14 protein-coding genes are annotated in these 14,211 nt (G+C 64.6%); 5 read left to right on the forward strand and 9 right to left on the reverse strand.

The features are described from left to right. Positions 1–63 precede the first annotated feature (63 nt). Positions 64–465, forward strand: a complete 402-nt coding sequence (locus tag AC1RQP_RS32585; RefSeq protein ID WP_239624027.1) for a RidA family protein — start codon at positions 64–66, stop codon at positions 463–465. A 7-nt stretch (positions 466–472) separates the two neighbouring features. Here AC1RQP_RS32585 and AC1RQP_RS32590 read toward each other — a convergent pair whose 3' ends face one another. Next, positions 473–877: an ACT domain-containing protein gene (locus AC1RQP_RS32590; RefSeq protein WP_492941080.1), complete on the reverse strand. Its 405-nt coding sequence runs from the start codon at positions 875–877 to the stop codon at positions 473–475. A 67-nt stretch (positions 878–944) separates the two neighbouring features. On the opposite strand from AC1RQP_RS32590, the gene AC1RQP_RS32595 reads away from it, so the two are divergent. Then, positions 945–1,454, forward strand: a complete 510-nt coding sequence (locus tag AC1RQP_RS32595) for a DUF4269 domain-containing protein (RefSeq protein ID WP_492941082.1) — start codon at positions 945–947, stop codon at positions 1,452–1,454. Positions 1,455–1,478: 24 nt separating this feature from the next. Here the strand turns inward: AC1RQP_RS32595 and AC1RQP_RS32600 are convergent, their stop codons facing one another. Both AC1RQP_RS32600 and AC1RQP_RS32605 read right to left on the reverse strand, forming a co-directional pair. Next, positions 1,479–2,768 carry a DNA polymerase IV gene (locus tag AC1RQP_RS32600; RefSeq protein WP_492941084.1) on the reverse strand — a complete coding sequence of 430 codons (1,290 nt, stop codon included), beginning with the start codon at positions 2,766–2,768 and terminating at the stop codon, positions 1,479–1,481. After that, positions 2,765–3,076, reverse strand: a complete 312-nt coding sequence (locus AC1RQP_RS32605; protein ID WP_061877289.1) for a DUF3572 domain-containing protein — start codon at positions 3,074–3,076, stop codon at positions 2,765–2,767. The genes AC1RQP_RS32600 and AC1RQP_RS32605 overlap by 4 nt, the downstream gene beginning before the upstream one ends. Before the next feature lie 238 nt (positions 3,077–3,314). On the opposite strand from AC1RQP_RS32605, the gene AC1RQP_RS32610 reads away from it, so the two are divergent. Together AC1RQP_RS32610 and AC1RQP_RS32615 are read left to right on the forward strand one after the other, a co-directional pair. Then, positions 3,315–3,680: a response regulator gene (locus AC1RQP_RS32610; protein WP_028177873.1), complete on the forward strand. Its 366-nt coding sequence runs from the start codon at positions 3,315–3,317 to the stop codon at positions 3,678–3,680. 14 nt (positions 3,681–3,694) lie between these two features. Then, positions 3,695–5,068 (forward strand): PleD family two-component system response regulator, encoded by a 1,374-nt coding sequence (locus AC1RQP_RS32615; protein ID WP_131867980.1) that lies wholly within the window; start codon positions 3,695–3,697, stop codon positions 5,066–5,068. A 297-nt stretch (positions 5,069–5,365) separates the two neighbouring features. Here the strand turns inward: AC1RQP_RS32615 and AC1RQP_RS32620 are convergent, their stop codons facing one another. Continuing rightward, positions 5,366–5,974: a TetR/AcrR family transcriptional regulator gene (locus AC1RQP_RS32620; protein ID WP_345946136.1), complete on the reverse strand. Its 609-nt coding sequence runs from the start codon at positions 5,972–5,974 to the stop codon at positions 5,366–5,368. A gap of 129 nt (positions 5,975–6,103) precedes the next feature. Between AC1RQP_RS32620 and AC1RQP_RS32625 the strand changes: the two genes are divergently transcribed. Continuing rightward, positions 6,104–7,342: an MFS transporter gene (locus AC1RQP_RS32625; RefSeq protein ID WP_239624018.1), complete on the forward strand. Its 1,239-nt coding sequence runs from the start codon at positions 6,104–6,106 to the stop codon at positions 7,340–7,342. Between the two features lie 1,265 nt (positions 7,343–8,607). Here AC1RQP_RS32625 and rpmG read toward each other — a convergent pair. From rpmG to rnr, 5 genes are all read right to left on the reverse strand, one after another. After that, the gene (gene rpmG / locus AC1RQP_RS32630) at positions 8,608–8,775 is read right to left on the reverse strand and encodes a 50S ribosomal protein L33 (RefSeq protein ID WP_007603295.1); all 168 of its coding nucleotides are present in this window, start codon (positions 8,773–8,775) and stop codon (positions 8,608–8,610) included. A 207-nt stretch (positions 8,776–8,982) separates the two neighbouring features. Continuing rightward, a complete protein-coding gene (locus AC1RQP_RS32635) occupies positions 8,983–10,308 on the reverse strand; it encodes an LLM class flavin-dependent oxidoreductase (protein WP_492941088.1) in 1,326 nt (441 codons plus the stop codon). 341 nt (positions 10,309–10,649) lie between these two features. After that, positions 10,650–11,402 (reverse strand): NUDIX hydrolase, encoded by a 753-nt coding sequence (locus AC1RQP_RS32640; RefSeq protein ID WP_492941090.1) that lies wholly within the window; start codon positions 11,400–11,402, stop codon positions 10,650–10,652. A 31-nt stretch (positions 11,403–11,433) separates the two neighbouring features. After that, on the reverse strand, positions 11,434–11,874 hold the full coding sequence (locus tag AC1RQP_RS32645; RefSeq protein WP_239624013.1) for a DUF983 domain-containing protein: 441 nt from the start codon (positions 11,872–11,874) through the stop codon (positions 11,434–11,436). After that, on the reverse strand, positions 11,868–14,210 hold the full coding sequence (gene rnr, locus AC1RQP_RS32650; RefSeq protein ID WP_492941092.1) for a ribonuclease R: 2,343 nt from the start codon (positions 14,208–14,210) through the stop codon (positions 11,868–11,870). The genes AC1RQP_RS32645 and rnr overlap by 7 nt, the downstream gene beginning before the upstream one ends. Position 14,211 lies beyond the last annotated feature (1 nt).

Raw genomic sequence — 14,211 nt, forward strand, 5'->3', positions numbered from 1 at the left:
CTAGCCCTCAACACCGTCTCCCGCTACGCTTCCTCCCAACCACAAACCTGCGGGAGCCAGCCCATGCCCAAGCTCGACCATCTCCGCCCCAGCGGCCTGCATCACAATCCCGCTTACTCCCACGTCGTGACCGCCACCGGTGCCCGCACCATCTACATCTCCGGCCAGGTGTCGGTGGATGAGGAGGGGCGGATCGTCGGCGAGGGCGATATCGCCGCGCAGACGACGCAGGTGATGCAGAATCTCGGCCACGCCCTGAAGGCGGCGGGGGCGACCTACGCCAACATCGTCAAGATCACGACGTTCGTCGTGAACTACAAGCCGGAGCTGCGCCCGATCATCGGCAAGGCCCGCTCCGCCTTCTTCGAAGGCATGGAGCCTCCGGCCTCGACGCTGGTCGGCGTCTCCGCGCTCGCCGCGCCGGAATGGCTGATCGAGATCGAGGCGATCGCGGTCACGGATTGAGCCCGGGCTACGCCGACCTGGCTTTGGCCATCTCTTGCAGAACCGCCAAGGCCTCGTCGGCGCGGTCCACCGGCACGAACAGGTGATCGTGATAGAAGGCCGAAACGGCATTCACGCTGATGCCGGCTTCGGCCAGACGTGACGTGACAGCCGCCAGAAAGCCCACCGCATCGAGTGCGGAGTGAACGGCCAGAGTGATCAGGCGCGAGGCAAAGGCGTAGCGCAGTCCTGCACGCTCGGCATCCTCACGCCGCATCACGAGTGTCGTGCCTTCATGCTCGCGGAACGTCAGCAGGCAGGTGGCGGTTGGAAGGGGCTCGTCGTGCGGAATGGTGCAGAACACGAAGATGTCCCCATGCAGGTCCGGCTTCATGTTGCTCAACAATGCGCCGAGATCGAGCTCACCTGTCATGGCGCGTTGCCTTTCCGTAGATGACTTCGCAATCCGGCGACAGTAATCGGTGCTATACGAACCGCAAATGGACTACCAAGCTGCGATTGAGAGCTCAGGGGTGTTGGAGTCGCTTCGTGCGTTCGACCCGCGCGTGGTCGGCACACTGCCCCTCGGACTTGCCGTGTCGGGCAGCGACGTGGATATCGTCTGCCACGCCCTTGATCCCGTCGGCTTTGCCGAGACGATTTGGCGACGATATCATTCCTGCGCTGATTTCCTGATCTGTCAATGGACGTCTGCGGGGCGTCCATTGGTTGCGCGCTTCGTGTGGGGCGGATGGCCGTTCGAGATTTTCGGAGCGCAACGGCCGGTCGACGAGCAGCCGGGATGGTTGCACTTCGAGATCGAAAGAAGGCTGCTGGCACTCGACGATGGTCGCCTGCGCAGCGCCGTCGCTCGGCTGAGATCGCAGGGTGCCAAGACGGAGCCAGCCTTCGCCGCCGTGCTCGAGATCGCCGGAGATCCCTATCGCGGCCTGCTCGATCTCGTCCACGAAACGGACGATCAATTGCGAGACCGGCTGAATGGGCTGTAACCAAGAGCGCGGGCCGACCGGCGATCACTCCTGCGCCTTCTCCGGCCCGTCATAGGCGATGCCGCGGATCACCGCGGCGCTGCCGAACTTCTTGCGCAGGCTGTCCACCGCGCGCTCGGCGTGCGCGGCGCGGCGGTCGAGCATGTCGGTATCGTCGCTCGCTGAGCCTTCGCGCAGCGCGCTGACGCCGGCGCCCATCAGGCGGAAGGCGGTGCCGTCGATCTCCTTGGCCAGCATCTCGCGGCAGATCGAGAAGATCTTCGCGGCGAGCTGGGTCGGGGCCGCAATGGACTGCGATCGGGTACGCTGGCGGAAGTCGGCGGTCTTCAGCTTCAGCGTCACGGTGGAGCCGGCGAGTTCGCTGCTTTTCAGGCGCGACGACGTCTTCTCGCACAGCCGCCACAGAATCTTCTCCAGCGTCGCGAAATCGCGGATGTCGGTCTCGAAGGTGGTTTCGCTGGAGATCGTCTTGGCGCCCCGATCCGGCTCGACGCGGCGGTCGTCGATGCCGCGCGCGAGCCGCCACAGCCGGCGGCCGTCGCTCGGAAACTGCCGCATCATCTCGATCTCGTCGGCCTTCTGCAGGTCGGCGATGATGCGGAAGCCGCGCTGCAAGAGGCGCTCCTGCGTCGCTGGTCCCACGCCGAAGATGAAGCCGACCGGCTTTTCCGCCAGCATTGTTCGCGCTTCCTCCTGGTCGAGCGCAGCAAAGCCGCGGGGCTTGTCGAGGTCGGAGGCGATCTTGGCTAGGAACTTGTTGCAGGACAGGCCGACCGAGACGGTGATGCCGATGTCACGCTCGACGTCGCGGGCAAAGCGCGCCAGCACCTTGGCCGGGATCATGCCGTGCACCCGTTCGGTGCCGGAGAGATCGAGGAAGGCCTCGTCGATCGAGAGCGGCTCGACCAGCGGCGTCAGCGCCTGCATGGCCTGGCGCACCTCGCGGCCGACCCGGACATATTTGGCCATGTCCGGCCGGATCACGGTCGCATGCGGGCAGGCCTCCAGCGCCTTGAACATCGGCATGGCGGAGCGCACGCCATAGGTGCGGGCGATGTAGCAGGCGGCCGACACCACGCCGCGTTTTCCCCCGCCGATGATGACGGGCCTGTCGGCGATGTCAGGATTGTCGCGCTTCTCGACCGTGGCATAGAAGGCGTCGCAGTCGATATGGGCGATGGTCAGGCCCGCCAGCGCGCGGTGGCGGACGAGGCGAGGGGAACCGCAGGCCGCGCAGCGCCGCACCTCCATGTCCAGATCGGCCAGACAATCCCGGCAGAAGCAGCGGGGCCCGGCCGGGTGGGCGGCCGTCACGGCACGTCGCGCTCCCAGGAGGGGTCGCCGAGCGCGTCCCCGAGGACCTGGCGCGCTGCGGCAACGTTGGTCGGATGCAGCTCCGAGGCGCTCGCGAAGGCCTTCACGGTGGCGTCATCGCGCAGCACGAAATCGAGCACGTTGAGGAGGAAATTCGGGTCCGAGGCGGCGTTCCGGAGGGTCTCCGGGCCCACACCTGTCTCAGCCAGGAACAGGCCCAGCCGCTCGGGCTCGCTCGCGACGAAGGACAGCGCCTGAATCGCAACGATTTCAGCGACTTCGCGGGGGTTGTGAACAGGCTTTTTCACGGGCCCGATTTGCCTTTCCGTTAACTTTCGGTGTCTACTTTGCATCATGCCCGAGTCTCGTGCCTGAGTCTTGCGACCCTGGGGGCAAGCAACTGGAAACCACATCGCAGAAAGTGGCCCCTCGGCTTTAACGAACTAGAGCGAATCTGAGGCTAGTTTGAATCCAGTTTTCGAAGCGCCGGAAAGCGGCGCCTGAGGCGTCACATGTATCCGGCTTCGTGCCAATCAGGAGGACGGGATGGCTAAGACCGTCCTGATCGTGGAAGACAACGAGCTCAACATGAAGCTCTTCCGCGACCTGTTGGAGGCGCATGGTTATCAGACTTCGGGCACCAGCAACGGTTACGAGGCGCTCGATCTCGTTCGCAAGATGCGGCCCGACCTCGTGCTGATGGATATCCAGTTGCCGCAGGTCTCCGGCCTCGAGGTGACGCGCTGGATCAAGGACGATCCGGAGCTGCGCGCCATTCCCATCGTCGCGGTCACGGCATTCGCGATGAAGGGCGACGAAGAGCGCATCCGCGAGGGCGGCTGCGAGGCCTATTTGTCCAAGCCGATCTCGGTCGGCAAATTCATTGAGACGGTCCGGCGTTTTATCGGATAGGAAGTGAGTTCAAAGTGTCCGCGCGTATCCTGGTTGTCGATGACGTTCCTGCCAACGTCAAACTCCTCGAAGCCCGCCTGTCCGCCGAATATTTCGACGTGATGACCGCTTCGAACGGCACCGAGGCGCTGGCGATCAGCCGGCGCGCCGAATGTGACATCATCCTGCTCGACGTGATGATGCCCGACATGGATGGCTTTGAAGTCTGCCGCCGCCTCAAGACCGATCCGGCCACGCATCACATTCCCGTCGTCATGGTGACGGCGCTCGACAGCCCCGCCGACCGCAACCGCGGCCTGGAAGCCGGCGCCGACGACTTCCTCACCAAGCCCGTCTCCGACGTCGTGCTGATCGCGCGCGTGCGCTCGCTGACCCGGCTGAAGATGATGACCGACGAGCTGCGCATGCGCGCCATCACCTCGCTCGAGATCGGCATGCAGACGCCGGAGCGCAGCGCCGTGGCCGACACCGGCAAGGGTGGCCGCATCCTGCTGGTGGACGACCGCGAGTCCTCCTACGAGCGGCTGGCGACCATCCTCGCCGCCGAGCACACCATCGACGTCGAGCCGAACCCGACGGAGGCGCTGTTCCACGCCGCCGAGGGCAATTACGACCTTCTGATCGTCTCGCTCGACCTCAACAATTTCGACGGCCTCAGGCTGTGCAGCCAGGCGCGCTCGCTGGAGCGCACGCGGCATGTGCCGATCCTGGCCATCGCCGACCCCGAGAACTCGACGCGGCTGCTCCGCGGCCTCGAGATCGGCGTCAACGACTACCTGCTGCGTCCGATCGACAAGACCGAGCTCTTGGCCCGCGCCCGCACCCAGATCCGCCGCCGCCGCTACACCGATCATCTGCGCGACAACGTGCAGAACTCGATCGAGATGGCGATCACCGACGCGCTCACCGGCCTGCACAATCGCCGCTACATGGAGAGCCATCTCGCGACCCTCGCCGAGCAGGCCTCGATCCGCGGCAAGCCCCTGGCGCTGATGATCCTCGACATCGACTATTTCAAGTCGATCAACGACAATTACGGCCACGATGCCGGCGACGACGTGCTGCGCGAGTTCGCGGTGCGTGTGCGCAAGTCGATCCGCGGCATCGATCTCGCCTGCCGCTACGGCGGCGAGGAGTTCGTCATCGTGATGCCGGAGACCGATCTTCACGTCGCCGGCATGGTCGCCGAGCGCCTGCGCCGCTCGATCGCCGGCGAGCCGTTCGCGATCCACAAGGGCACCAAGCGCATCGAGGTCACGATCTCGATCGGCCTCACCACGCTGGAGCGGAAGGGCGAGGCGGTTGCCGACGTCCTCAAGCGCGCCGACACTGCGCTCTATCGCGCCAAGCACGACGGCCGCAACCGGGTGGTGTCGCATGCGGCCTGAGGCCGCCGCGACACAAAAATTGCGAAAACAACCCCATGCACAGTAGCCGGCGCCAGTCGGATCAATGACTTACGCGGGTGGCAAAGAGGCATGCGCGGGTCGCGCGCCCGTTTGACTTGTCGGGCAAAACAGGAGCATGTTGGTAGGATCGAGACGGTCCTGCAAACTCCGCTGTCATTCCCCGCGAAAGCGCGGAATCCAGTCCACTGCAGCCTTTCGGTTCTAGCCTTGCTGCCTTTGGAATACTGGATCACCCGCCTTCGCGGGTGACGACACCGCATAACGCGGCGGCCGCGGCTATTGTGACGCGCGCCTGCCGCGCGTAGCAGCCGCCTTCGCATCATCGCCCACATCCACGCCCGCATTGCGCAGCAGCACCTTTGCCGCTTCCTTCGCGGCGCGCGCCATCGCGGGATCGTCGCGCACGAGATCCTGGGCGATGGAGCCGTCGACCAGCAGCACGAGCTGCGTCGCGAGCGCGTCCGGGTTCGCCACGCCGAGCTCGGTCAACCGCTCGCGAAACCAGATGCGGCGGCTTTCCTTGAAGGCGATCGCGATCTTTTTCACGGCGCGGTCCGTGGGGCCCAGCTCGGCGACTGCATTGACGAACGGGCAGCCGCGAAAATCTTTCGCCGCAAACCGCCGCTCCAGCGAATCGAAGGTGGCGAGGATCTGCTCGGCCGGCGGCTTGTCCGACGGGCGCTGAGCTACGAAGCGGCGCTCGAGATAGGCCGCGATCAGCGCGTCCTTGGACGGGAAGTGGTTGTAGAGCGTGCGCTTGGAGATGCCGATCTCGGCCGCGATGGTGTCGACGCCGATGGCGCGAATGCCTTGCAGATAGAACAGCTTGTCGGCGGTCTCGAGGATCCGCTCTTTCATCGTCTGTTGTTTGGGCGGGGGAGCCATGCGGTAGCACGCGTCCTGTTCGCTTGACAGCACCTGACATCCATAGCCTATGTAAACAGGTCTGTGTACCCAAAATCAACGGCAAAAGCAGACGACGGCATTTGCGCCGTGCCGACGAGGGAGAAGAAAATGCCCCTGCTGCAGGTCCTGCGTCCGACATTGCCGATCCTGATCGGGGCCTCGATCATGCTGACGCTGAGCATGGGGCTGCGGCAGAGCCTCGGGATCTTCATGCAGCCGCTGACGCATGACATCCACATTTCGATCTCGGATTTCACGCTGGCGCTGGCCGTGCAGAACCTCGCCTGGGGCTTTCTCCAGCCGCCCGCCGGCGCGCTCACCGCGCGCTACGGCTTCCGCCCGATCATGATCGCGGGCGCGCTGATGTACATTGCGGGGCTCGCGCTGATGGCAACCGCGAACGGGCTCGTCAGCATCATGATCGGAGCGGGCGTGCTGATCGGCACGTCGCTGGCCTGTACCGCGGCGGCGATTGCGATGTCGGTGGCGGCGCGCGCGGTGCCGGCAACGGTGCGCTCCACCGTGCTCGGCATCGTCTCCGGCGCGGGCTCGCTCGGCGCGCTCTTGTCGGCGCCGATCGGCCAGATGCTCAACGAGGGTTTCGGCTGGCGCGTTGGCCTTGCCGGATTCGTCATCATGTCGGTGCTGATGATCCCCGCCGCCTGGTATGCCGGCCGTGTCGACAGGATCCCGCTGCCTAAGCCGGCAGCCGACGAGATCGACGACGCCACGGCTGCGGCCGCGGCGAGAACCGCATTCGGCAATGCCTCCTTCGTGGTGATGACCTGCGCCTATCTCGTCTGCGGCATGCAACTCGTGTTCCTCACCACGCACCTGCCGTCGTACCTCGCGATCTGCGGCCTCGATCCCATGCTCAGCGCGCAGACTCTCGGCATGATCGGCGGCTTCAACGTGCTGGGCTCGCTATTCTTCGGCTGGGCCGGCCAGCGCTGGAACAAGCTGGCACTGCTCGGCGGCATCTACATCCTGCGCTCGCTGGCGCTCGCCTGGTATTTCACGCTGCCGGCGACGCCGTTCTCGACGCTGCTGTTCGGCGCGATCATGGGCTTTTTGTGGATGGGCGTCGGCCCGCTGGTCGCGGGCGCGGTCGCCGAGATGTTCGGCCTGCGCTGGCAGGCGATGATCCAGGGCCTCGCCTTCATGAGCCACCAGATCGGCAGCTTCCTCGGCGCCTATGGCGGCGGGGTGCTCTACGACGCGCTCGGCTCCTACACCATGGCCTGGCGCATCGGCGTGGCGCTGGGTCTTGCCGGCGGCATCGTGCAGGTCGCGTTCGCGCTGATCCGCCCATCGCAGCCGCCAGCGCCGGTGTTGCGGACGGCGTAGCAGGGCGGCTGGTCGCTTTCGTCAGCTTGGGAGCTTACAACGGACGCCGCGCAGTTTGGAGCGGACGTCGAGGGCCTCTGCTGAGGTCTGCGTTTTCGAGCGAAGTGGACACCGGTCGCGTCAAGAAAACGAGTCAAGACTCGAATCCAGAGCCGTTCCGATTCCATCGGAACGGGAAAGGCTTTTGGGTAACCAGGAATAGCGCCCCGGCGTAGCCCTATCGGACGCCATGTCGCAGTCTGCCTTGCTAGGAGTTGTCGGACGTCAAGTCGACTGATCACAAAACCGCTAGCACGCCCCTCGCCACAGGGACTAAGACATGGAATGGGCGGGCCATACGAAGCATTGGACACTTGAGACCGGAGCTAAGGTGTGGCTGAGAACCAATTCCGGATTTCACGATTATCCACCGGCAGGAACCGACCTGCCGATCATACTCGGTGATGCAACTGTCATCAGCACCCGGGTGGTGAGCTCGTCGCCGAGCAAGATTGTCCTTGAGCTGGACGACGGTCATCTCCGAAGTCTGACGCCGGGCGTTTCGGGCTTATCGCCTCGCGGATTTCCTGGCTCAGAGTGGATCGTGCAGCGGCGCGTGTAGCTAAGCGGTAGGCCGCTTGTCACGCGTCGAACGAAACGATTTGTACCGATCAATCTGGTTTGCAAGGCGGACCCAGCTTTGCGACAGAGACTTCAGGAGTCTTGCTTCAGTCTCGTCGCGCGCTGATTGCATCAAGCTGAGGCATTCAATGGATTGGGCTCGACAATGTTTCACCGTTTCCATGAATGCTACCCCATCCCAATCGCCAAACCTGTCTACCAGCTTGACATACTTCCGAACGAAAATCTGTGGGCTGGCTCACATTTTTTATTGCGCCTGGTTCCGCCGCATTAAATGCGTTGAGCGTGGTCGACAGCGTCGAGCAAAGCGAGCCAGCGCCTGTTTCGTGCGTTTCTTAGGCGCCTCTACACGGTTCGATAAGTGTCAGTTCTGCGCTAATCGCGGGCGAGTCTCGGGATACGAAAGGGACGAGTGCTGTCACCCTCATTCCGTCATTGCGAGCGCAGCGAAGCAATCGAGAGTGCCTCTGCGTAACGACTCTGGGTTGCTTCGTCGCAAGAGCTCCTCGCAATGACGCCGTGGAGAAAGAAAGAGTGCGCGTCGATCTCCTTCTCGTGCCCCGGACGCAGCGTAGCGTCCGTAGGGGAGAAAATGAAAACGGGGCCCGCGAGGGCCCCGTCAAAGTCTTCAACGTCCCGCGATCTTACTTGATCTTGGCTTCGCGGAATTCGACGTGCTTGCGCGCGACCGGATCGTACTTCTTCTTGACCAGCTTGTCGGTCATGGTGCGCGAGTTCTTCTTGGCGACGTAGTAGAAGCCGGTGTCGGCCGAGGACACGAGTTTGACCTTGATGGTGACCGCTTTGGCCATGTTCTGAACCTCAGAATATCGGGGAATCTGGAGCCGGCCAAACGGCCCGCGTTGGCCGGCAACCTAGCCAGAAACCGCCTGATGTCAAGGTTTCGAAGCGTTTTCGAGCGAAGTGGACACCGGTTCGCGTCAAGAAAACGCGTCAAAACAACAACCTAGAGCCGCGAAGGGGCTCTAGGCGCCGGAAAACCACTCAAAACGGGCCGATCAGGCCTCGAAGAACCGGTTTTTCGGCCGCGGCAGGCCCAGATTCTCCCTCAAAGTGCGCCCTTCATACTCTTTGCGGAAAATCCCGCGCTTCTGAAGCTCCGGGACGACCTTGTCGACGAAATCGTCGAGGCCGGCGGGCAGGAACGGGAACATGATGTTGAAGCCGTCAGAGCCGCGCCCGACCAGCCATTCTTCCATCTGGTCGGCGATGGTCTTTGCGGTGCCGACGAAGGACAGGCCGCCATAGCCGCCGACGCGCTGGGCGAGCTGGCGCACGGTGAGCTTTTCGCGGGCGGCGAGATCGATCATCCGCTGGCGGCCGCTCTTGCTGGCGTTGGTCTCGGGGATCTCCGGCAGCGGGCCGTCGGGATCGAAGCCGGAAGCATCGGTGCCGAGGATGACGGAGAGCGAGGCGATGGCGCTGTCGTAATGCACGCGGCTGTCGAGCAGGGCGCGCTTCTCCCGGGCCTCATCGACGCTGTCGCCGACCACGACGAAGGCGCCGGGCAGGATTTTCAGATGTTCGGGATCGCGGCCGACCTTCTCCATGCGGCCCTTGATGTCGGCGTAGAGCTTCTGTCCGTCGGCGAGACTGCCGCCGCCGGTGAACACGGCTTCCGCGGTCTCGGCCGCGAGCTGCTTGCCGTCTTCGGACGCGCCGGCCTGCACGATCACCGGCCAGCCCTGCACGGGCCGGGCGATGTTGAGAGGGCCGCGCACCTTCAGGTATTTGCCGTGGTGGTCGAGCGTGTGCATCTTCTGGGGATCGAAGAACAGGCCGCTCTCGACATCGCGCACGAAGGCGTCGTCGGCGAAGGAATCCCAGAGGCCGGTGACGACGTCGTAGAACTCGCGGGCGCGCTTGTAGCGCTCGGCGTGCTCCATGTGGTCGTCGAGGCCGAAGTTGAGTGCGGCGTCAGGATTCGAAGTGGTCACGATGTTCCAGCCGGCGCGGCCACCGCTGAGATGGTCGAGCGAGGCGAAGCGCCGCGCGACGTGATAGGGCTCGTCGAAGGTGGTCGAGCCGGTCGCGATCAGGCCGATGCGCTCGGTGACGGCCGAGAGCGCCGACAGTAGCGTGAACGGTTCGAACGAGGTCACGGTGTGGCTGCGCTTGAGCGCGTTGATCGGCATGTTGAGGACGGCGAGGTGATCGGCCATGAAGAAGGCGTCGAACTTGCCGGCCTCGAGCTTTCGGATCAGCGTCTTGATGTGCGAGAAGTTGAAATTGGCGTCCGGCCACGCGCCGGGATAGCGCCAGGCGGCGGTGTGGATGCTGATCGGGCGCATGAACGCGCCAAGCTTGAGTTGCCGTTGTGCCATCGCCCGGGGTCCGTTCTTGGTGACGCTCGGGAAGACATAGGGACGCGGCGGAGCTCCGCCATTGGCGGACGGCGGGAAGATTATTTTGTTTTTCGATGTGCGCTCAGCACAATCTCGTCATTTCATTTGACGCCGTCGCCTGCGGCCATCCTTCGAGACGCCCGCCGTTGGCGGGCCCTCAGGATGAGGACTGAAGGCGCGGCGCCAGATTCAACAGGCAAGAATCCAACCTAGCCTCATCCTGAGGAGACCGCGAAGCGGTCGTCTCGAAGGACGAGGCGCGCGCTCGACGGCTGCCAAGAAGCAACTTGCAACGCTTCGGGAACGACGCCGAGAGCGGCTCAGCCCAAAATATCCTTCTGCATCCTGCCGCCGTAGAAATGGAAGAACGGCACCGGCGCCTCGTGGTGGAGCGGGCCGGTGGCAAGGCGGGCGTCGAGCTCGTTGAGCACGTTGCGCGTCATCGGGTGCAGGTCGGCGAGCGGTTTCGAGCCGAGCTCGACCCAGACCAGCTCGACCAGCTCGGCATCTGCATGGATCACGCCCTCGACGCGGTGGGTGATCGCGGAGGCGTCGGCGGTGAAGAAGCGGGTGTCGAACCGCTTGACGCGGCCGGGCGGGGTAATCGCGCGCGCGATCAGGAACAGGCCGGAGGGATCGGGCAGCAGGCCCGCATCCGCAAAGGGTTTCCAGGGGCCGTCGAGCCTCGTCACCTTGCCCTCGGCCTTGCGGCCGAGGCACAGGCCGGTTTCCTCACAGGCTTCGCGGATCGCGGCAATGGCGAGCGATTTCGCGCGCGAGGCCGGCGTCTTCGGGCTGCCCTTGGCGAGATTGGCCTCCAGCTCGGCGGTGATCGGCGCGGCACAGGGCACGCGATAATCGGCCTTGTCGACGCGGCCGCCCGGGAAGACAAATTTTCCGGGCATGAACACCACCTTGTCGTGGCGCTTGCCGACCAGCACTTTCGGAATGGCGCCGCTGCGATCGACCAGGATCAGTGTCGCCGCATCCCGTGGGCGGAAATAGGGATGATGGTCGGCTTCCTTCTCCTCGTGGACCCTGGCTTTCTCCGCTGCCTGCGCAATATCCGTCATGTCCTCACCCAAACCGCTTCTTGCTTGTTGCTTACACAGGCGGAATACCATCCGGAGGGTTCTCGTCAAACCCGTGCATGCGCAGAGCCCATTGCAAGCCGACCACAGCTCCCTTTACCGGCTGCAGCAGCGCGAGCGAGGCGACGAGGGTGAAGGGCAGGTAGGCCGCGAAGCTGATCCAGACCGGCGTGGTGTAGTTGGTCTCGATCCACAAAACGCCCGGCACCACGACGTGGCCGACGATGACGATGACGAGATAGGCGGGCAGATCGTCGGCGCGATGCGGCGTGAAATCGAGGCCGCATGTCGCGCAATTGTCCGCCGTCTTCAGGAAGGCGCGGAACAGCTTTCCCTCGCCGCAGCGCGGGCAGCGGCCGCGAAAACCGCGCTTCATTGCCGTCCAGAGGTCGCGCTTCTCGACGAGGCCGCTCTCGCGCGTCCAGATCTTCGGGGCCGTGCTCATCGTCACCATGCCTTGCCCTTCTGTCCCTTGCCTTTGCTCTTGCTCTTCTTCCCCTTGCCGGGCTTTTTCTTCTCCGGCTTGCGTTTTCTCTCCGGGCTGCGTCCAGGATGCGGCTTGGATGATTTTCGCTGCGGGCGGAACGGCCTGCGCTCCCTTGGTGAGCTCTCGCTCTCCGACGACAGCAGCTCGAAGCGCAGTGCGCCCGCAACCGGGGCTACTTCTATCAGACGGACATCGACGACGTCACCGAGCTGATACGTCGTGCCGCTGCGTGTGCCGACCAGCGCGTGACGGCTCTCGTCATAGTTGAAATATTCCGTGCCGAGGGATCGGATCGGGATCAGCCCGTCGGCGCCGGTCTCGCTCAGCTTGACGAACAGGCCCGCGCGCGTGACGCCGGAGACACGGCCCTGGAAACTTGCGCCGATGCGATCGGCGAGATGATGGGCGATCAGGCGGTCGACGGTCTCGCGCTCCGCCTTCATCGCGCGCCGTTCGGTCACAGAGATGTGGGCGGCGACTTCGCTCAAGGTCTCCGGCGTCTCGCTGTCGGGCAGGGCGCCTTCACCGAGGCCGAGCGCACGGACCAGCGCACGGTGCACGACGAGGTCGGCATAGCGGCGGATCGGCGAGGTGAAATGCGCATAGCGGCGCAGGTTCAGGCCGAAATGGCCGTAGTTCTCGGAGGAATATTCGGCCTGCGCCTGGGCGCGCAGCACGACTTCGCTCACCAGCGGATAGTAGTCATGGCCTTCCAGCTGGGCCAGCACGCGGTTGAACAGCGTCGGGCGCAGCGCGCCTGATTTCGTGAAGGGGACGTCGAGCGTCTCCAGAAATTCCGCGAGCGCGTGCACCTTCTCCAGCGTCGGCTCGTCGTGCACGCGGTAGATCAGCGGCAGCGATTTCTTCTCCAGCATCTCGGCTGCCGCAACGTTGGCGAGGATCATGAACTCCTCGATCAGCTTGTGCGCATCGAGCCGCTCAGGCACGACGACGCGGTCGACCGTGCCGTCGCTCTTCAGCAGGATCTTGCGCTCGGGCAGATCGAGATTGAGCGGATCGCGCTCGTCGCGTGCGCGCTTGGCGCAGGCATAGGCGGCATAGAGCGGCTTCAGGATCGGCTCGAGCAGGGGGCCGGTCGTGTCATCCGGCCGCCCGTCGATCGCGGCCTGGGCCTGCGCGTAGCTCAACTTGGCCGCCGAGCGCATCAGGATGCGGTGGAAGCTGTGCGAGCGCTTGCGCCCGTCGGGGCCGAGCACCATGCGAACCGCGAGCGCGCCGCGCGGCTCGCCGGGCACCAGCGAGCAGAGATTGTTGGAGATGCGCTCGGGCAGCATCGGCACGACGCGGTCGGGGAAATAGACCGAATTGCCGCGGTCGAGCGCGTCGCGGTCGAGCGCAGTGCCGGGCCGGACGTAGAAGCTGACATCGGCGATGGCGACGTTGACGATGAAGCCGCCCTTGTTGTTGGGATCGTCGTCGGGCTGCGCCTGCACCGCGTCGTCGTGATCTTTTGCGTCCGGCGGATCGATCGTGACGAGCGGGACGTCGCGCCAGTCCTCGCGTCCCTTGAGATTGGCGGGCTCGGCCGCCTCCGCCTCGTGCTCGGCGGCGGCGGAGAATTGCAGCGGGATGTCGTGAGCGTAGATCGCGATCAGGCTGATCGCCTTCTCGGACTTGACCGAGCCGAGCTTCTCCTTGACGCGGCCTGAGGCCAGGCCGAAGCCGCGCGAGCGGACGATGTCGACGCTGACGAGGTCGCCATCCTGCGCGCCACCTGTATCGGCCTTGGCGATGTTCAGCTCACGGTCGGCGAATTTCTTGTCGACGGGAACGAGCCGTCCGCCGCCTTCGGGAAGCTCGCGGAACACGCCGAGGATGCGGCTCTTGGCCTTGTCGATGACCTTGATGATGCGGCCGCGCCAGGCGGGGCCTTCGGTCTCCTCCGAGCGCTCGATGCGCAGCAGCGCGCGGTCGCCGACACCGGCGGCGGTGCCGGGTTTCGGCCGGCGCGGCATCTCGATGAGGATCTTCGGCGGCTCGCCGCTCTCGACCTCGTCCCATTCGGCGGGAGAGGCGATCAATTCGCCGTCGCTGTCGCGGCCGGTGATGTCGGCGAGCAGCGTCGGCGGAAGCGTGTCCGGCTCCGAGATCGTGTGGCGCTTCTTCTTGACGATGCCGTCGTCGGCGAGCTCGCGCAGCATGCGCCTGAGCTCGGCACGGTCGGCGTTCTTCAGGCCGAACTCGCGTGCAATTTCGCGGGTCCCGACCTTTCCCTGATTTGCCTTGATGAAGGCGACGATGGCGTTCCTGTCGGGAAAGCCATGGTCATTCTTGCGTTTCACT

The sequence above is a fragment of the Bradyrhizobium sp. GW821-FHT13H06 genome, from assembly GCF_058803975.1.